Source organism: Streptomyces sp. NPDC056480, assembly GCF_042795405.1.
Classification (GTDB): Bacteria; Actinomycetota; Actinomycetes; order Streptomycetales; family Streptomycetaceae; genus Streptomyces.
Genome location: NZ_JBHTSA010000046.1, coordinates 44,369 through 63,599, shown reverse-complemented (window position 1 = coordinate 63,599; position 19,231 = coordinate 44,369). Strand labels below are relative to the sequence as shown.

Annotated in this window: 11 protein-coding genes; 5 read left to right on the top strand and 6 right to left on the bottom strand. The window is 74.0% G+C overall.

The window, feature by feature from the left end; all coding sequences use genetic code 11:
- Positions 1–482 precede the first annotated feature (482 nt).
- Positions 483–1,049, bottom strand: coding sequence for a MarR family winged helix-turn-helix transcriptional regulator (locus ACFQ79_RS21300; RefSeq protein WP_383585750.1), 567 nt, complete (start codon positions 1,047–1,049; stop codon positions 483–485).
- Between the two features lie 155 nt (positions 1,050–1,204).
- On the opposite strand from ACFQ79_RS21300, the gene ACFQ79_RS21295 reads away from it, so the two are divergent.
- Positions 1,205–2,473, top strand: a complete 1,269-nt coding sequence (locus tag ACFQ79_RS21295) for an MFS transporter (protein WP_266967520.1) — start codon at positions 1,205–1,207, stop codon at positions 2,471–2,473.
- A 54-nt stretch (positions 2,474–2,527) separates the two neighbouring features.
- Here the strand turns inward: ACFQ79_RS21295 and ACFQ79_RS21290 are convergent, their stop codons facing one another.
- Both ACFQ79_RS21290 and ACFQ79_RS21285 read right to left on the bottom strand, forming a co-directional pair.
- Entirely contained in the window at positions 2,528–4,180 is a 1,653-nt protein-coding gene (locus ACFQ79_RS21290; protein WP_383585747.1) for a SpoIIE family protein phosphatase, read from the bottom strand.
- Positions 4,181–4,286: 106 nt separating this feature from the next.
- Positions 4,287–5,651, bottom strand: coding sequence for an NAD(P)/FAD-dependent oxidoreductase (locus ACFQ79_RS21285; RefSeq protein ID WP_383585745.1), 1,365 nt, complete (start codon positions 5,649–5,651; stop codon positions 4,287–4,289).
- A gap of 352 nt (positions 5,652–6,003) precedes the next feature.
- Between ACFQ79_RS21285 and ACFQ79_RS21280 the strand changes: the two genes are divergently transcribed.
- Positions 6,004–6,798, top strand: coding sequence for a TetR/AcrR family transcriptional regulator (locus ACFQ79_RS21280; RefSeq protein ID WP_383585743.1), 795 nt, complete (start codon positions 6,004–6,006; stop codon positions 6,796–6,798).
- A gap of 208 nt (positions 6,799–7,006) precedes the next feature.
- A complete protein-coding gene (locus ACFQ79_RS21275; RefSeq protein ID WP_383585741.1) occupies positions 7,007–9,154 on the top strand; it encodes a sigma-70 family RNA polymerase sigma factor in 2,148 nt (715 codons plus the stop codon).
- Here ACFQ79_RS21275 and ACFQ79_RS21270 read toward each other — a convergent pair.
- From ACFQ79_RS21270 to ACFQ79_RS21260, 3 genes are all read right to left on the bottom strand, one after another.
- Complete coding sequence (locus ACFQ79_RS21270; RefSeq protein ID WP_383585740.1) at positions 9,141–12,725, bottom strand: BTAD domain-containing putative transcriptional regulator; 3,585 nt, start codon at positions 12,723–12,725, stop codon at positions 9,141–9,143. The two genes, ACFQ79_RS21275 and ACFQ79_RS21270, sit on opposite strands and share 14 nt — an antisense overlap.
- A gap of 72 nt (positions 12,726–12,797) precedes the next feature.
- Positions 12,798–13,394: a Uma2 family endonuclease gene (locus ACFQ79_RS21265; protein WP_383585757.1), complete on the bottom strand. Its 597-nt coding sequence runs from the start codon at positions 13,392–13,394 to the stop codon at positions 12,798–12,800.
- Positions 13,395–13,515: 121 nt separating this feature from the next.
- On the bottom strand, positions 13,516–15,753 hold the full coding sequence (locus ACFQ79_RS21260; protein ID WP_383585755.1) for an asparagine synthase-related protein: 2,238 nt from the start codon (positions 15,751–15,753) through the stop codon (positions 13,516–13,518).
- 570 nt (positions 15,754–16,323) lie between these two features.
- On the opposite strand from ACFQ79_RS21260, the gene ACFQ79_RS21255 reads away from it, so the two are divergent.
- Both ACFQ79_RS21255 and lhgO read left to right on the top strand, forming a co-directional pair.
- Positions 16,324–17,805 carry an MFS transporter gene (locus ACFQ79_RS21255; RefSeq protein ID WP_383585738.1) on the top strand — a complete coding sequence of 494 codons (1,482 nt, stop codon included), beginning with the start codon at positions 16,324–16,326 and terminating at the stop codon, positions 17,803–17,805.
- 213 nt (positions 17,806–18,018) lie between these two features.
- The gene (gene lhgO, locus ACFQ79_RS21250) at positions 18,019–19,203 is read left to right on the top strand and encodes an L-2-hydroxyglutarate oxidase (protein ID WP_383585736.1); all 1,185 of its coding nucleotides are present in this window, start codon (positions 18,019–18,021) and stop codon (positions 19,201–19,203) included.
- The last annotated feature ends 28 nt before the right edge of the window (positions 19,204–19,231 follow it).

Here is a 19,231-nt window from a genome sequence, read left to right as displayed (position 1 = left end):
AATCTGGCGTTGATTTTTGGCACGCTGTTGAGTTCTCAAGGAACGGACGCTTCCTTTGTACTCACCCTCTCGGGCTTTCCTCCGGGCTTCCCTTCGGTCTTGCGTTTCCGACTCTATCAGATCTTTCCGATCCGATTTCCTCGGTGCTTTCCGGTCCCATTCGCTTTCGCTCCGGGCCCTTCCGGCGGTTCCGACTCTATCAGAACCTTTCGGCGCCTGATTCCCAGTCAGCGGGGTTTGTCTTATGCGGCTGTTGGGCCGTTCCGACGTCTCAAACTCTAGCGGATTTCCCCGGCGACTCATAATCGAGTCATTCGAAATGAATTTCGGCATGCCGAAATTCGTCCCGGTGGGGAGATCGTGCGGAGTAGAGGTGCCGCTCTTAGCGGCGGAGGTGGTTGTCGAAGAACCGTTCCGGCTCTGTGACAACTCGGAGAACACTACGCATCCGTCAGGGGAGTGTCAAGCCCTGTCAAGCGAGTTCAGTCGAGGTCCGTCAGGCGGCCGCCCGCGTCGGGCTGGGTGAGCTCCACGCGGCGGAGGAGGCGGATGAGGATCTCGCCGAGGACCCCCCGCTCGTCCGAGGTGAGGTCCTGGAGGAGCTCCTCCTCGAAGTCCGTGGCCATGCGCATGGCCTCGAGCCACTTCGAGCGGCCCTCGTCGGTGAGCTCGACGATCACACGGACGCGGTTGTTCTCGTCGCGGTCCCGCGTGACCAGGCCTTCTCCCGCCATGCGGTCGATGCGGTGGGTCATCGCGGCCGGAGTGAGGCCCAGTCTCTTGGCGAGCTCGCCCGGGCCCAGCCGGTAGGGCTCGCCGGCGAGGACCAGTGTCTTGAGGACCTCCCACTCGGCGTTGCTGATGCCGAGGTCGGCGAGCTGGCGTCCGTACGCCACGTTCATCCGTCGGTTCAGCCGGCCGAGGGCGGAGACGACCTTCTCGACCTGGGGGTCGAGGTCGCGGAACTCGCGCTGATAGGCGGCGATCTGCTCGTCGAGGCTCGGCTCCTGCGGAGCCTGCGAGCCGGACCGCTCGGGGTTGTCGGACATGGAGCCGAGTATCCCACGGGTCTCGTTGGCGTTGAAGTCCTTCGGTGTGTACTGTTAAGGCTCTAACTTTAGTATTGAAGTCTTCAAGGTTCAGGGGTACACCTCTGAACCTGCGACCGAAGTGGGTGAGTGTGACCAAGGCGAGGGGCGCAGCGATGCGCCGTATTCAGGCAGGCAGCGCGCTGAGCGCGTTCGGACTCGGCTTCACCGTGCCGTACCTCTATGTGTACGTGGCGCAGGTGCGGGATCTGGGCGCGGCCACGGCGGGCATCGTCCTGGCCGTCTTCGCCATGGCCGCACTGGTGGTGCTGCCCTTCAGCGGGCGGGCCATCGACCGGCGCGGGCCCGTGCCGGTCCTGCTCGTCGCCTCGGTCGTCGCCGCCGTCGGTGCGGTGGCCATGGGCTTCGCGTCCAGCGTCCCCGCGGCCGTGGGGGCCGCGGCGCTGCTCGGTGCCGGTACGGCCGTGCTCCAGCCCGCGCTGGCCACGATGATCGTCTGGTGCTCGACGCCCGTCGGGCGTACCCGGGCGTTCGCCATGCAGTTCTTCCTGCAGAACCTGGGTCTCGGTGTCGGTGGTCTGATCGGCGGTCTGCTGGTCGACACCAGCCGTCCGGGCAGCTTCATCCTGCTGTTCTCGATCGAGGCGGCGATGTTCCTCGTCCTGGCGGCGATCGTCGGGACCGTGCGGATGCCCGGCTCCCCGGCGTTCCAGGGCGCCCGTCCCTCCGAGGGCGGCAAGGGCGGCGGCGTGCGCGCGCTGCTCGGGCACAAGGCGATGGTGCAGCTGTGCGTCCTGGGCTTCGTCCTCTTCTTCGCCTGCTACGGACAGTTCGAGTCGGGTCTCGCCGCGTACGGCACCGAGGCCGCCGGCATCCAGCCCTCGACGCTCGGTATCGCGCTGGCCGCGAACACCGCGGTGATCGTGGCCGCCCAGTTCCTGGTGCTGAAGTTCGTCGAGCGCCGCAAGCGGACCCGGGTGATCGCGGCCGTCGGTCTGATCTGGACCGTGGCCTGGCTGATCGCCGGGTACGCGGGCCTCGGGCACGGCAGCCAGGCCATGGCGACGGCCGCCTTCGTCTCCACGTACGCGCTGTTCGGGCTCGGTGAGGCGATGCTGTCGCCGACCGTGGCGCCGCTGGTCGCCGATCTGGCGCCGGAGTCGATGGTCGGGCAGTACAACTCGGCCTTCGCTCTGGTCAAGCAGTTGGCGCTGGCCGTGGGTCCGGCCGTCGGCGGGCCCATGGGAGCCGCGCTGCACGGTCCGTACATCGTGACGTTCGTGCTCTTCTCGCTCGGCATCACGTTCCTCGCGGTGCGGCTGGGCAAGCAGCTGACCCCGGAGCAGAACCAGCCGTCGCTCGCCGTGAAGCCCTCGCGGGTCGTGGCGCAGCACCTGCCCGAGAAGGAGACGGCGGCCGCCTGATCCGAGCCGAGCCGACCACCAGGGCCTGTCCGACGCTGATCCGTCGGGCAGGCCCTAGTGGTCGGGCAGGGCGAACTCGCACCAGACGGCTTTGCCGCCGCCCGGTGTGCGGCGGCTCCCCCAGGACGAGGCGATCGTCGCGATGATCGAGATCCCGCGACCCGCCTCGTCCTCCGATTCCGCCCTGCGGCGGCGCGGCAGGTGGTCGTCCCCGTCCGTGACCTCGATGATCAGGCGGCGGTCGGTGCGGCGCAGGCGCAGCCGCATGGGCGGGGTGCCGTGCTGGAGGGAGTTCGCCACGAGCTCGCTGGTGGCGAGGACGCCCAGGTCGCGCAGTTCGACCGGGAAGCGCCAGGAGGACAGGACCCCGGAGGCGAAGGCACGCGCGCGGGGAGCTGCCTCCACGCCGCCGAGGAGTTCCAGGGCCGCGTTGTGGAAGAGCTCCGCGTCCGCTCCCTTGCGGGACGGGTGCTGGACGACCAGGACGGCCACGTCGTCGTCGTGCTCCGCGGTGACCCCGAGGGAGCGGAGCAGCCGGTCGCAGACGACCTGCGGGGTGCCGCTGGCGCCGGAGAGCGCGCGGGCCAGGGCGGCGACGCCCTCGTCGATGTCCTCGCGGCGCCGCTCGACCAGTCCGTCGGTGTAGAGGACGGCGGTCGAGCCGGGCGGCAGGGCGATGGAGCCGGAGGCGTGCAGCCAGCCGCCCGTGCCGAGCGGCGGGCCCGTCGGGTCCTCGGCGCGCCGGACGCTGCCGTCCTCGTCCCGGACGAGGATCGGGAGGTGGCCCGCGGAGGCGTAGACCAGCTTCCCCTCGTTGGGGTCGTGGATCGCGTACACACAGGTGGCGATCTGGCTGGCGTCGATCTCGGCGGCGAGGCCGTCGAGGAGCTGGAGCACCTCGTGCGGGGGCAGGTCCAGGCGCGCGTAGGCCCGGACGGCGGTGCGGAGCTGGCCCATGACGGCGGCGGCGCGCACCCCCCGGCCCATCACGTCGCCGATGACGAGCGCGGTGCGTCCCGCGCCGAGGGTGATCACGTCGTACCAGTCGCCGCCGACGGCCGCGTCGGTGCCGCCGGGTTGGTAGGTGGCGGCGATCCGCAGGTCGTCGGGCTGCTCCAGGTCCTGCGGGAGCAGCGACCGCTGGAGGGTGACGGCGGTCTCGCGGTGGCGGCGCTCGCTGGCCCGCAGCCGCTCGGCGGCCTCCGCGTGGTCGGTGACGTCCGCGGCGTGGACGAGGACTCCGCCGCCTTCGAGGTGCGCGCTGTCCACGGGCAGGCACGTCACCGTGTACGAGCCGCCGTCCTGGGTGCGGCGGGACTTGACCGTACGGGGCTTGCCGCTGCGCAGCACCTGGTCCATGAGGGGCAGCAGGCCGAGCTCCTCCGCCTCGGGGCAGGTGTCGGCGACGGGCACGCCCGCGGGGCGGGGGCCGAAGGCGGCGGCATAGGCGTCGTTGACGTAGGCGATGCGGTGGTCCGGGCCGTACGCGAGGGCGACCAGGCCGGGGAGCCGGCCCAGGAGCTCCCGTACGGAGAAGTCCTCCAGGGCGGGTACGTCGACGGGCTCGCCGGTCTCGGCGGCCTCGTGGGCGAGGTGCTCCAGCTGCTGCGCGTACTCACCGCGGGCGGCGGGCACGGAGCCTTCGGTCCCCCGCGCCGCGCGGCGCTGTGTACCGGGGAGCCGGGCGCTCCAACGGGTGAAGTTCACGGATCTCTATGCCTCGTGGTGTCGGTGCCGTGCAGAGTCACGCTGTGCAGGTGTGAGCCCACCTATGGTCACACGTCCAGTGTGGACGAGTGCACTGACAGTGATGTCAGGACGACGGCTTGTCGCCGTGGTCGGGTGGCGGAGCCGCGGCGAGTTCGAATTCGGCGCGGGGGTGTTCCAGCGACCCGAGGGAGACGATCTCCCGTTTGAACAGGCCGGACAGGGTCCATTCGGCGAGGACCCGGGCCTTGCGGTTGAAGGTGGGCACCCGGCTCAGGTGGTAGGCGCGGTGCATGAGCCAGGCCGGATATCCCTTGAGTTTCCGTCCGTAGACGTGGGCGACGCCCTGGTGGAGTCCGAGGGACGCGACGGAGCCGACGTACGCGTGCGCGTACTCCTTGAGCGGCTGCCCGCGCAGGGAGGCCGCGATGTTCTCGGCGAGGACCTTCGCCTGGCGGACGGCGTGCTGGGCGTTGGGCGCGCACTCCTTGCCGGGTTCCTTCGAGGTCACGTCGGGGACGGCGGCGGCGTCGCCGGCGGCCCAGGCGTGGGTGACGCCCTCGACGGCGAGCTCGGCGGTGCAGCGGAGCCGGCCGCGCTCGTTCAGCGGCAGGTCGGTCGCGGCGAGCACGGGGGCGGGCTTCACGCCCGCGGTCCAGACGACGGTGCGGGTGGGCAGCCGGGTGCCGTCGCTGAGGACCGCGATCCGGTCCTCGCAGGACTCGAGTCGGGTCTCCAGGCGTACGTCGATGTTCCGGCCGCGCAGCTCGCGGATGGCGTACTTCCCCATCTCCTCGCCGACCTCGGGCAGGATGCGGTCCGAGGCCTCGACGAGGACCCAGCGCAGGTCCTCCGGCTTGACGTTGTGGTAGTACCGCGCCGTGTAGCGGGCCATGTCCTCCAGCTCGGCGAGCGCCTCCACGCCCGCGTAGCCCCCGCCGACGAAGACGAAGGTCAGGGCGGCGTCGCGGATGGCGGGGTCACGGGTCGAGGAGGCGATGTCCATCTGCTCGATGACGTGGTTGCGCAGGCCGATGGCCTCCTCCACGGTCTTGAAGCCGATGCCGTGGTCGGCGAGGCCGGGGACCGGGAGGGTGCGGGAGACCGAGCCGGGCGCGAGGACCAGTTCGTCGTACGCGAGGTCGACGGCGCCGGCGCCCTCCTCGAGGGTGGCGAGGGTGGAGAGGGTCGCGGTCCGCTTGGCGTGGTCGACGGAGACGACCTCGCCGATGACGATCCGGCAGCGGTCGAGGACCCGGCGCAGCGGCACGACGACATGCCGCGGGGAGATCGAGCCGGCGGCGGCCTCGGGGAGGAACGGCTGGTACGTCATGTACGGCTCGGGGGTGACCACCGTGATCTCGGCGTCGCCGGCTCTGAGCTCGGCCCTGAGCTGCCGTTGGAGGCGCAGCGCGGTGTACATGCCGACGTAGCCACCGCCGACCACGAGAATGCGCGCAGGTTCCGTCACTGTCCCATGACGCACCGCCGTCCGTGGTTTGTCCACAGCCCCGGCAAATTGTGTGACCGGAGGGGTACGGAGGCGCGGGGTGGCGCACGAGGGGAGGACGGGCGCAACGGCGCAGGTCAGGGTGGACGAGCCGGGCTCGACGGGGGGTCGTAAACGGGTGTGTTCCCCTCCTTGCTCCGATCGGGGGGCGCACCGTACGGAACTCCCCCTTCTGAATTGACCCGGACTCAACTATGTTCGTACTTCGTCGGGGTGTCGGATGGGAGCGCGTGGACCGAAGCGCTCGTCACCGGAAGCCCCGTTTCAGGGCGGGGAGTCTCCGGGGGGAGACATCATGAGCGGGGGAACGCTTATGCATATTCAGGATTCACGATGGCAGACGGGCGCCGGGACGGCGACCGTGGACGACGGCCCGCACGCGGGCCTCGGCGGCCCGGAGCGCAACGGCGCACCGGTGTCCGGCAGGTCCGCGCCGCTGCGGGTGGACGCCCAGCGCAATCTGGAGCACGTCCTGCGCGCCGCGCGCGAGGTGTTCGGCGAGCTCGGTTACGGGGCTCCGATGGAGGACGTGGCGCGTCGCGCCCGCGTCGGTGTCGGCACCGTCTACCGCCGCTTCCCGAGCAAGGACGTGCTGGTCAGGCGGATAGCCGAGGAGGAGACCTCCCGGCTGACCGAGCAGGCGCGGGCCGCGCTCGGCCAGGAGGACGAGCCGTGGTCGGCGCTCTCCCGGTTCCTGCGGACCTCGGTGGCCTCGGGCGCGGGCCGGCTCCTTTCGCCGCAGGTGCTGCGGGTGGGCGTGGACGACGTCACGGTGCTGCCGCTCGGCGGCGACTCGCAGGACGCGGGCGACGCGGCGCGGGTGCCGCACCAGCGGGTCATCGGCGAGCAGACCGACGCGCGCGTGGTCGCGCCGCGGGCCGTACCGGCGGAGGAGAAGGACGACGCGGGCGCCGCGGAGCTCCTCGAGGTGGTCGGCCGGCTGGTCGACCGGGCGCGTGAGGCGGGTGAGCTGCGGACCGACGTGACCGTGGCCGACGTCCTCCTCGTCATCGCCACGGCCGCTCCGGCGCTGCCGGACGCGGTGCAGCAGGCGGCGGCCTCGTCGCGTCTCCTCGACATCCTGCTCGAAGGGCTGCGCTCCCGGTAGGAGCCGGCTCCCCGCGCCGCGGCGCGGGCCGGGGTCTTCGTGGTCCGGGCGGACCAACGAGCATGACACGAACGTGTGAGCGGTTACGCCCGGATACACGAAGTCGCCCCGGATGAGTGGTAAGTGGACGCGGCGCTTCGGCGTGCCCGCGCTCTGTGGCAGGCTTGCCCGGTGTTCGGGTCCGAGCGTGCGTACGGGGGCTTCCGCGATGAGCGGTGACAGTCGGGACGAGCCGCTTGGCGGCCCCGCCGAGGCGGGGGGTCTGCCCGCCCGGCAGGTGCCGAGCCAGGGTGGGCCGGGAGGCCTCTCCGGCGCACCGGACACGGCCGGATCGGGTTCCGCGGGGGCGGGTTCGGCCGGTACGGGTTCGACCGCATCGGGTTCGGCCGGTACGGATTCGGCCGGTGCCGTGGGGGCCGGCGAGCCGCTCGACCCGAGTGTGCCGCAGCAGCGCGAGGGCAAGGCCTCCGGGCGGGGCCCCGGATCCGCGACGGGCGCCGGGCTCGACACGGCACGCACCGGTCCCGCCGCCGAGGACCACCACGAGTACGACACCGTCCTTCCGCCGCCCGTCGAACTGCCGCCCTCCGACTCCGAACTCGTCCAGCTCATGCGGGACGGCGACGACTCCGCGTACGAGGAACTCTTCCGCAGACACTCCGACGCCGTGCGCCGGTACGCCAGGACCTGCTGCCGCGACGCCCACACCGCCGACGACCTGACCGCCGAGGTCTTCGCCCGCACCCTCCAGGCGGTCCGCGGCGGAGCCGGGCCCGAACAGGCCGTACGCGCCTATCTGATGACCACCGTCCGGCGCGTCGCCGCGAACTGGACGAAGACCCAGAAGCGGGAACACCTCGTCGAGGACTTCGCGGTGTTCGCGGCCGAGGCCGCCCGCTCCTCCGAGGTCTCCGACCAGACCGCGTCCTTCGGGGCGGGGCTCGACCTCGGCGCCGACGTCCTGGCCATGCACGAGGCCGAGCAGTCGCTCGCCATGCAGGCCTTCCGCTCCCTGCCCGAGCGCTGGCAGGCCGTGCTGTGGCACACCACCGTCGAGGAGGAGTCCCCCAGCGAGGTCGCACCGCTCTTCGGTCTGACCGCCAACGCCACGGCCGTACTCGCCAGCCGCGCCCGCGAAGGCCTCAAGCAGGCCTACCTCCAGGCCCACGTCAGCCAGTCCCTGACGGCCGGCGGCGACTGCGCCCGCTACGCCGACCGGCTCGGCGCCTACGCGCGCGGCGGTCTGCGGATGCGCGCCGAACGCGGACTGCGCAAGCACCTCGACGAGTGCGCCAAGTGCCGGCTCGCCGCCGGTGAACTGGCCCATGTCAACGCCGGGATCCCCGCGCTGCTTCCGGTCGCCGTCATCGGCTGGTTCGCCGCCGGGTACTCGCTCAAGGCCGCCGGCGTCGTCGCCGGTGGCGCCGTCGGCGCGGGCGCGGCCGGTGCCGCGGCCGCCGCCACCGGGTCCTCCGGCGGAGCGGCCTCCGGCGGGGCCGCCGCCGAGGGGCTCGGCGCGCCCGCCAAGGCCGGCATCGCGGCGGCCGTGGCCGTCGCCGCGGCCGCCGGGCTCGTCTGGGCCATGGCCGGGGACCCGCAGCCCGTCGCCGCGCCCAGACCCACCCAGCCCGTCGTCACCCCCGTCGTACCGGCGGAGCCCGCGCCGCCGCCGAAGCCGACGCCGACGCCGAAGCCCGTACCGCCGCCGCCCGTGACGTCCGAGCCGCCGGCGCCGACGCCGAAGCCGACGCCCACGCCCCCTCCCGCGAAGCCCGCGCCGAAGCCGACGCCCGCGAAGCCGTCACCCGAACCGACGCCGCCGCCGAAGCCGAAGCCCACGCCCCCGCCCGCGAAGTCCACGCCGACGCCCAGTCCCGAGAAGCCCTCGCCGAAGCCGACGCCGCCGCCCGCCGCGCCGCGGGTCTACCAGGTCAACGAGCTGGACTACGGGATCTTCGGCGACGGCACGAAGCCCGAGGTCGCCCTCTCCGACAGCAGCTGGATGTGGCAGCGCGAAAGCCTGTCCATCGGCGGCACTCCGTACGCGCACGGAGTGAGCGTCCACGCGCCCTCGTCCCTGCTGATCGACCTCAACCGGCAGTGCACGAGTTACGACGCGGTCGTCGGTATCGACGACCTCAGCGCCCTGCTGGGCATCGGCGGCGTCCGGTTCTCGGTGTACGGGGACGAGGAGCGGCTCTGGCGCTCCGACGTGGTCCGGGCCGGCGACCCGCCGGTCCCGGTGCACGTCGACATCTCCGGCCGCCGCACGATCCGGCTGGTGGTGGAGGAGCACACGCCGTTCGGGCGGGCCGCGGTCGCCGACTGGGCGCAGTCGCGGATCAGCTGCGCCTGACGGTCCCGTCCGTCCCTGATCCGTCCGTCCCTGATCCGCCCGGTTCGGGCCGCGCGACGGCGGCCCCCGCGAGGGCGGTCTCCGCGAGGGCGGTCTCCGCGAGGGCGAGCACTTCGTCGACGTCGAGGCCCTCGCCCGCCGCGCGGGCGGCGGCGACGCCCGCCGGGCCGAGCGCCGCGAGCGCCCGGTCGGTCACGTCCTCGAGGTCCTTCAGTCCGGGGACCGAGCGGGGCAGCCCGGTGCGCCAGCCGTCGACGGCCGCCATGATCTCGACCGCCAGGGCGGGTTCGCCCGACGAGGACAGCACGACCGCCAGGCACTCGCCCAGGCCCGCGATGAAGACTTCCGCGCACTGCGCGTCCCGCGCGCCGCGCAGCGCTTCGGTGGCCGTGGCGACGGCGGACGCCCGCCCCTCGCCCGCCTCGACACGCGCGGACAGCCCCACGAACGCCGCCTCGAAGTGCGGTGGGGGCGCTCCGGTCGCGATCGTGCGGCCCGCCTCCTCCAGCTGGGCGCGGGCCTTCGCGACCTCACCGCGGTACAGGGCGACGCCGGCCCGCAGGAAGCAGACGAACACGCCGGTGTCCCGCACGCTGTAGCGCTCCGCCTCCAGGGCGGCCTCGTCGAGCCCCTTCTCCGCGGCGTCCATGTCACCCTTTTGATAGGCGAGTTCGGCCAGCCGGGCGAGGAGGAACGGGGACTCGGCGTGTGCGCCGACCTCACGGGCCAGCCGGAGGGCCTCCTCGTACGCCTCCCCTGCCTCCTCGGTGCGGCCGCGCAGCATGTCGGCCTCGCCCACCGCGCTCGCGATCTGGGCCCCCATCCAGCGGTCGCCGACCCTCCGGGCGAGGTCGCGGAGCTCGGCCAGGTCGTCGTCGATGCCGGGCATGCCGCCGGGCATGTCGACGACCATGTGCGTACGGAACATGAGGCTGACGCCGACCTCCCAGTCGCCGCCGTGGCGGCGGCAGTTGGCGACGGCCTCGTCGAGGAGGGCACGGACCACGGCCGGTTCCTCGGTGAGGTACGCGGTGAACGGCCAGAGCAGGCCGGGGAACCGGGCGCCCTCGGGGCCGGGCGGCTCGCCGAACGCCGAGCGCACACGGCGGGCGAGCGCGAGCGCCTCGGGTTGCTCGAAGTCCCGCAGGGTGCGGCTCTCGACCTCCAGGAAGAAATGCAGCATGCGCAGGCGCATCCGGGGCCAGTAGCGGGGGTCGGCGGGGTCGTCCGGGTCCTCGCCGAGCGCGACCGTGCGGGCGACCCAGGTCAGGCCTTCGGGGCGGTAGTTGCGCAGCCACCAGAACCAGCCCATGGCGAAGACCAGGCGGTGGGCGGTGGCCTCGTCGGGGGAGGTGACGACGGTGCGGTGCAGGGCGGCGCGGATGTTGTCCAGATCGCGTTCGATCCGCTCGATCCACGGGAGCTGCTCGGCCGAGCGGAGTTTCGGCTCCGCCGTCTCTGCGAGGGCCGCGAAGTGGGCGGTGTGGGCGGCCTCGGCGGCGGCGAGGACGCCCGGGGTCTCGGCGGCGCGCTCGGCCGCGTACTCGTGGATGGTCTCCAGGAGCCGGTAGCGCATCTCGCCGCCCTCGGTGGGGGCGGCGACGACGAGGGACTTGTCGACGAGGGCCCCGAGCGGGTCCGCGGCGCGCGGGGACAGGGCCTCGGCGGCGGCGAGGTCCCAGCCGCCGGCGAAGACCGAGACCTGGCGGAGCAGGGTGCGCTCGTCGGGGTCGAGCAGGTCCCAGGACCAGTCGACGACCGCGCGGAGGGTCTGCTGGCGGGGCAGGACCGTACGGGAGCCGGAGGTGAGGAGACGGAAGCGGTCGTCGAGGCGGTCGGCGATCTGGCGCGGGGTGAGCAGCCGGAGCCGGGCGGCGGCCAGTTCGATGGCGAGGGGCAGTCCGTCGAGGCGGCGGCAGATCTCGTCGACGGCGGCGCCGCCGTCCCGGGTGAGGTCGACATCGGGGCGTACGGCGCGGGCGCGCTCGGCGAAGAGGCGGTGCGCGGGGTCCGGCGGCAGGGGTTCGAGGGGGCGGACCGACTCCCCGGGGACGCCGAGGGGTTCGCGGCTCGTGGCGAGGATACGGAGCTGCGGGCAGTCGGTGAGGAGGGTCTCGGCGAGGGCGGCGGCCGCGTCGATCACGTGCTCGCAGTTGTCGAGGACGAGGAGGAAGGGGCGGCGGGCGAGGTGTTCGACGAGATGGGCCGTGGGGTCGTCCTGGAGGGTCACGCCCTCGCGGGTGATCAGGTTGACCTCGCGGAGCCGGAGCGCGGAGAGGACGGCGCCGGGGACGGCCTCGGGGTCGTCGAGCGGGGCGAGTTCGGCGATCCAGGCGGCGGTGGGGGAGGCGGGTGCGGGTGCGGGCTCGGTCCCTCGGAGGTCGGCCCCGGTGAGGCCCGGACCGGTGGGGGCTGAGGTGGTGGGGTTTGCAGCTGTGGCGGGTGTGCTGGCTGAGCCGGTGGCGGGGGCGACGGGCGCGAAGACCCTCAGGGCGGCCTCTTCGGCGAGCCGGGTCTTGCCGGAGCCGCCGGGGCCGGTGAGCGTGACGAGCCGGAAGCGGTCCAGATCGGCGTGGATCGCGGCGAGCTCGGGCTCCCGGCCGACGAAGGAGGTGAGGCGGGGGCGGATGTTGCCGGGGGCGGGGGCGAGGGCGGGGGTGAAGTGGGGGGTGGGGGTGGAGTCGGCCGGGGGCGTCGGGGGGCGCGCGTCGTCCGGCGGTGCGGTCGGCCGCGGGTCGGCAGCGGTCGGCGGACCCCACGCGGTGCCCGTACGCACGGAGGCCGGGGCCGGGGCCGGGGCCGGGGCCGGGGCCGGGGCCGGGGCCGGGGCCGGGATCGGGTGCGGGATCGGGGGCGGACCCGCGAGGAGCTCCCGGTGGAGGGCGGCGAGTTCGGGGCCGGGGTCGGCGCCGAGGGCGTCCGCGAGGGTACGGCGGGCCGAATCGAAGGCGGCGAGGGCGTCGGCGTGCCGGCCCTCGGCCCGCAGGGCGCGGATGAGCTGCGCGTGGAAGGCCTCGTCGTACGGGTACGTGGTGGTGAGCCCGGTCAGCTCCGGTACGAGTCCGTCGGCGGCGCCCCGGCGCAGATCGGCCTCGACGCGCTGCCGCAGCGCCGCGAGCCGCTGGGCCTCGGGGCGGACACCGGCCGGGGCGGACAGGTCGGCGAGGGCGGGGCCCCGGAAGAGGCCGAGGGCCAGGCGGAGCAGGGCGGCGGCCTGCTCCGGGTCGCCGGCGTCGAGGCGGGCGGCCGCGTCCCGGACGTGGCGCTCGAAGACGTACAGGTCGATGTCCTCGTGGCCGGCGACGAGCCGGTAGCCGGGGCCGGGGGTGGAGGCGACGGCGTCGCTGCCGATGATCCGCCGGAGGCGGCCGACGAGGGCCTGGAGGGCGGCGGGGGCGTCCTGCGGCGGGGAGTCCCCGTACACGTCGTCGGCGAGCTCCGTGACGGAGGCGGCCCGTCCGCCGCGCAGCGCCAGCGCGGCGAGCAGCGCGCGCAGCCGGGCACCGCCGACGGGGAGGCTGCGGCCACGGGGGTCGAGGGCCTCGGTGGTGCCGAGGATGAGATACCGCACCGGCTCATTGTGTCCGGTGGCACCGGCGTACGCCTCGGGGTTTACCCGGGTGTGCCCTCCGGGGTCCGGCCGTCAGAAGGCGGAGGTGTCCAGGTCGAAGCCGAGGGGGTGGGGCAGGGCGACGACTGTCCCCAGCTTGTGGACGGACTTGTGTCCGTAGTCGTCCCCGGAGGGCTCGGAGCACACGACGGCTTCACCCGCCTCGCGGTCGATCAGCAGGTAGAGCGGGATGCACCCGCGCGCGTAGGCCCGGATCTTCTGGACGCGGTCGCGGCGCGCGGTGGACGAGGAGGTCACCTCGGCGACGAGCAGGACGGGGTCGGGTGTGTGCCACTCCTGCTGGTCGTCGAAGCTGCCTTTGGGGGCGATGACGAGGTCCGGGATGACTCTGACCGCGTCGGCGGTCCCGGGCAGGCTGAGGCCGATACCGGTGAAGTTGCGCAGCTCCCGGTCGACGCGCCTGGCGATGACCTGTTCCACCACTTCGGTCACGATCGCCTCATGCTCTCCGTTGGCCGGAGGTACCACGTGGATCTCCCCTTCGATCAGCTCCACGCGCCAGCCCTTGGGGGCAGCCGCACTGAACAGCTCGAAGGTCTCCTGCACACTCGCACCCTCACGGTCGGGCATGCCCTCGGAGAACGCGTCCTCGGGAACCGGCAGCGGCATCGCCATGCTGGGCCTCCTTCGCTCGGTGCGACGCTCCCAGCTTAAGGACGCGACCCCGCGGCACTACGGGAGCCGTTAACTCGAACGAACGTGCTGGGACGTTTCGCCCGGAGGGCGGGTTTCACGCCGGGAGGGATCTCGACGCCGGGATCAGGGGGCCCTGGACCGCGCGGTGGGCCCGGGGTTCCGTGGTGTTGGTCCAGCAGGAGCCTCGGCGGGACATGAGGCGGCGGAGCCAGAGTTCGGTGGAGACCAGGTCGGCGAGGCCGTCGAGGGGGACGGGGGCGCCGTCGGCCGCCGAGCGGAGGGCCTCGCGGACCACGCGGGCCTCGATCAGCCCCGCGTCGGCGAGCAGCGGCGCGTCGAAGAGGGCGATCAGGTGGGGCAGCGCGGCACGCAGGCCCGCGCGCGTGGCGCCGGCCGGGACCGCCGGGTGGGGGGCGCCCCAGCCGGTGGGGAGGTCGTGGATGCCGGCGCCGGAGAGGACCGTGCGCAGGACGTTGGCCCGGGCGTCGGGCTGGACCCGGAGCGATTCCGGGAGGGCGCGGCAGGCCCGTACGACCTGGTTGTCGAGGAAGGGGGCGTGCAGGCGCTGGCCGCGGATCTCCGCGGCCTGTTCCAGGACCCGGTGGTCGCCCGCCGCGCGGGCGAGCGCGGCACGCGCGCGTGCTTCGCCCGGACGCTGGACGGAGGTCGGCAGTGTCGCCGCCCGGTTCAGGCGAACCGATACTTCCGCCAGCGCCTCCCCCGTCAGCCACCGCGCCGCGGGCCCGGGCCGGGACCAGGTCAGCGCCGAGAGGGACGCCTCCAGGGGGCCGAAGCCGTCCGAAGCCGTGCGGTTCGCCTCCAGGACCCGCTGGGCGGCCGCCTCCAGGCCCGTCCGGTACGGGGTACGGGCCAGCTTCCGCGCCGCCCGGTACACCGTCAGCGGCACCAGGAGCGAGCCCGCCGAGGTCCCCGAGGCCTTCGCGAGCGCTGTCACCGGACGCACCAGGGAGCGGCGCCTGCGGTCCATCAGGAGGTCCGCGAGGCGCGCCGGGTGCGCGTCCAGAACCTGCTTGGCGCCCATGCCGGTGAAGTGGTCGGCGCTGCCGCCCGCGAGCCGTCTCCGGTGCCGTTCGGCCGTCACGAGGGAGGGCCCCGGCTCGTCCGTGAGCGGCCCGTCGAGCACGGCGTACGGGAGCGCCTCCTCGCCGCCCGCGACGACCACGTGATGCAGCCGCGGGTCGGCCGCGATCGCCCCGGCCCGCTTCAGCTCGTCCTCCCGGTCCGCACCCGCGCGCGTGGCCAGGTCGTTGAAGGTGACCGCGAGCAGCCGCTCCCCCGCGCCCGTGCCCTGCCCGGTGATCGTGCCCGGCACCCCGGGCAGGCCCGCCGCGAGCAGTGCGAGCGTGCCGGACGCGCTGCCGCCCGACAGGTCGGCGCCGATGCCGGGCGCCGGGCCCGCGCCCCGGGCCGCGCGCCGGTCGGCCGGCCCCATGCCGGGCACCGGGCCCGGGTCGGGCAGCGGGGCCTCGGGCGCGTGCCGCGGGGCGGTGAGCCGCGCGCGTACGGCTTCGATCAGGGCGTCCCTGACCCCCTCGACGGCCTGCCGGGGATCGGACTGGGCCGCCGCGACCGCGAGCGAGGCGACCTGCTCGTAGCCGGTGATCTCGCGCGAGCCCTCCCGCAGGATCAGCGCGTGGCCCGGCGGCACCCGCCTGACCCCCTCGTACGGGGTGGAGTCGCGCAGCGCCTCCGGGGTCTCCGGGCAGGCGAGCAGCGCCGCGAGGTGGCCGATGTCGAGCTGGGCCTCGACCAGGTCGGCGAGCGGCAGGGCGGCGGTGGCGAAGGCGGTGCCGCCGGCCCACGGGGTGTGGAACACGGGCCGGGCGCCCGCGAGATCACCGGTGACGGTGACCCGGCGGCCGGCCTTGACGACCGCGGTGTAGCTGCCCGGCCATGCCGTGAGATGCCGCAGCGCGCCCCCGCGCGCGGTGAGCAGGCCGATCCGCAGTTGCTCGTCGCTCGCGGCGCAACAGCCGAGGACGGCGAGGCGGGTGTGGTCGTCGACGGCCACGACCCGCACCTCGTCGGGGCGCCAGTCGCCGACCGCCCACAGCGGATCGGGGTCGCCCCAGAGGAGTTGTGCGCCGACCGGTTGCACCGTGCGCCCCTCGGTGGCGGCCGCGTGGCCGTAGCCGGGACCCGAGGCGGAGCCGTAGCCGGAATTGTGGTCGGTGCCCGAGCCCGAGACGTAGCCGGCGCCCGAGCCGGAGCCGTATCCGCCGCCGTACGAGCCGCTCACCGAGCCCGCCCTGGGCCCGGCCGCCGTTGCGAAGCCCGCGGCGACACTGCTCCAGCCCACCAGCCATCGCATCGGCGCCTCCACATCCGTTTCGGTGGGAGACATGCTGCCACGACAACGGCGCACGGGGCGGAGTCCGGGTGCACGCGCGCGAAAGCCGAATGCGCCCCTGGCATGGGCCAGTTGAACACCGGCGTCATTCGGCCAAATATCGCCCCTCCTCGGTGGGCGTGAGAAGCGTCCGGGGCACCCGCCCACGCACACCGCTTCACACCGGCCACCGGCAGCCCGGGAGGCGCTCCCGCCTCCCGGTGCCGTCCGCCGCCCGCGGGGAATGGGGCGGCGGTATCCCCCAGCCCACTGGTCCGGGACACTTTCCCGGCCGAGCGGGCCGACCCACGCGCTACTCATGGAAGCGCTCCCCCGGCCACCCCGAGAGAGCGCACGGCCGGGCGCACGGCCACACGGCGGGAGCACGAGCCGGTCCCCCGGGCCCGGCTGTCGGTCTTTCACACAACAATCTCGCCATACGGAACACCGCCCCTTAACGGTAGGGATGCGGCGAACTACGCTGTGTTTACGAATGCCGCACGCCTATGCCCGGCGTCGTGGCGGCCGTCTGGGTTGTCGAGGGGTGGCGTCATGTCCAGGGAGCAACGCGGGCCGAACGAAAAGCTCGGCACGGTTCTCGCCCTCGCGGGAATCAGCAACGCCGGGCTGGCCCGGCGCGTCAACGACCTCGGTGCGCAACGGGGCCTGACGCTTCGTTACGACAAGACCTCGGTCGCCCGGTGGGTGTCGAAGGGCATGGTGCCGCAGGGCGCCGCGCCGCACCTGATCGCCGCCGCGATCGGGCAGAAGCTCGGCCGGCCCGTGCCGCTGCACGAGATCGGGCTCGCCGACGCCGACCCCGCGCCCGAGGTGGGCCTCGCGTTCCCGCGCGACGTGGGCGAGGCGGTGCGCTCGGCGACCGACCTGTACCGGCTGGATCTCGCCGGGCGGCGGGCCGGTGGTGGCGGGATCTGGCAGTCGCTCGCCGGCTCCTTCGCGGTGAGCGCGTACGCGACGCCGGCGTCCCGCTGGCTCATAACCCCGGCCGATCCGTCGGTGGAGCGCGAGGCACCGCGCCCGCCGGGGCCCGGGGGCACGGGCGGGAGCGGGGGCGCCACGGGCGGCGCGGCGAGCGTCTCGGCCGCCACCGAGTACGTGCGCGTGGGGCACAGCGACGTCGCCAAGCTCCGCGAGGCCGCCGAGGACGCGCGCCGCTGGGACTCCAAGTACGGCGGCGGGGACTGGCGTTCGTCCATGGTCCCCGAGTGCTTACGGGTGGACGCGGCCCCGCTGCTGCTCGCCTCGTACTCCGACGAGGTCGGCCGGGCCCTCTTCGGTGCGACCGCCGAGCTCACCCGGCTCGCCGGCTGGATGGCCTTCGACACGGGGCAGCAGGAGGCCGCCCAGCGCTACTACATCCAGGCGCTGCGGCTCGCCCGCGCCGCCGCCGACGTGCCCCTGGGCGGCTACGTCCTCGCCTCTATGTCCCTCCAGGCCACCTACCGGGGCTTCGCCGACGAGGGCGTCGACCTCGCCCAGGCCGCGCTCGAGCGGAACCGTGGCCTTGCCACCGCCCGCACCATGTCCTTCTTCCGGCTGGTCGAGGCACGCGCGCACGCGAAGGCCGGTGACGGGGTCGCCGCGGCGGCCGCGCTCAAGTCCGCCGAGGGCTGGCTGGAGCGCTCCCGCGAGGGGGACGGGGACCCGACCTGGCTCGGCTTCTACTCGTACGACCGGTTCTGCGCCGACGCCGCCGAGTGCTACAGCGACCTGAAGGCACCGCGCGAGGTGCGCCGCTTCACCGAGCAGGCGCTCTCGCGGCCGACGGAGGAGTTCGTCCGCTCGCACGGGCTGCGGCTGGTGGTCTCGGCCGTCGCCGAGCTGGAGTCGGGCAATCTGGACGCGGCCTGCGCGGCGGGCACGCGCGCGGTGGAGGTGGCGGGGCGGATCTCGTCGGCGCGGACGACGGAGTACGTACGGGATCTGCTGCACCGGCTCGAGCCGTACGGGGACGAGCCCAGGGTCATGGAACTGCGGGAGCGTGCCAGGCCACTGCTCGTCGCACCGGCGTGAGGGCCGGGGGCGCCGCTCGTCGCCCCCGACGCGAGGGGCGCGACGCGAGCCGGCCTGACGTGAGCCGGCCCGACCCGCGTCGGCACGCCCCGCGGCGGCACGACGGGCGTCGGCGTGGCCTGTTTCGGCGTGACGTGCGTCTCGTGCCGTCGCGCGAGGTTTCACGGGATTGTCAGTGGGCCAGTGCACTATCGGGGGTGGGAGGTGGCGCTGGTGTTTGACTGTGACGTGCTGGTGATCGGCGGTGGGATCGTCGGTCTGTCGACGGCGTACGCCCTGACGCGCGCCGCTCCCGGCACCCGGGTCACGGTCCTGGAGAAGGAGCACGCCCTCGCGAGCCACCAGACCGGGCGCAACAGCGGGGTGATCCACAGCGGGATCTACTACCGGCCGGGGTCGCTCAAGGCCCGGTTCGCGGTCGAGGGCGCGGCCGAGATGGTCAAGTTCTGCGCGGAGTGGGACATTCCGTACGAGGTGACGGGCAAGCTCGTCGTCGCCACCGCGCGCGAAGAGCTGCCCCGGCTGCACGCGCTCGTGCAGCGCGGCAGGGAGAACGGCATCCCGGTGCGCGAGCTCGGCCCCGCCCAGATCAGCGAGTACGAGCCGCGGGTGACGGGCCTGGCCGCGATCCACGTCGGCACGACCGGCATCTGCGACTACGGGGCGGTGTCCCGGCGGCTCGCCGAGTCCTCCCGGGCCCGGATCCTGTACGGGGCCGAGGTCGCCGTCATCGACCGGCGGCCCTGGGGGGTCGCCGTGCGGACGGCGGACGGCCGGGTGGTGCGCGCGCGGGTCCTGGTCAACTGCGCGGGGCTGCACTGCGACCGGATCGCGCTGCTCGCGGGCGACGACCCGGGCATGCGGATCGTTCCCTTCCGGGGGGAGTACTACGAGCTGAAGGACCCCTCGCTCGTGCGGGGTCTCGTCTATCCGGTGCCGGACCCGGCCTTCCCGTTCCTCGGGGTGCATCTGACGCGGGGGATCGACGGCGGCGTCCACATCGGGCCGAACGCGGTCCCGGCGCTCGCCCGGGAGGGGTACGGCTGGTCCGTCGTCCGCCCGCGCGAGCTGGCCGGCACGCTCGCGTGGCCCGGCTCGTGGGCGATCGCCCGGGCGCACTGGCGGTACGGGGCGGGTGAGCTGCGGCGGTCGGTGTCGAAGCGGGCCTTCACGGAGGCGGTGCGGCGGCTGCTGCCGGTGGTGTCGGAGTCGGACCTGCGGCGGGCGGACGCGGGGGTGCGGGCGCAGGCGGTGCTGCGGGACGGGACGCTCGTCGACGACTTCCTGATCCGTGAGGCGCCGCGGACGGTCCACGTCCTGAACGCGCCTTCGCCCGCGGCGACGGCGTCGCTGCCGATCGGACGCGAGGTGGCGGGGCGGGCCCTGGCGCGGCTGTAGCCCACCGCCGGGTGGGCCGCGGGATTCG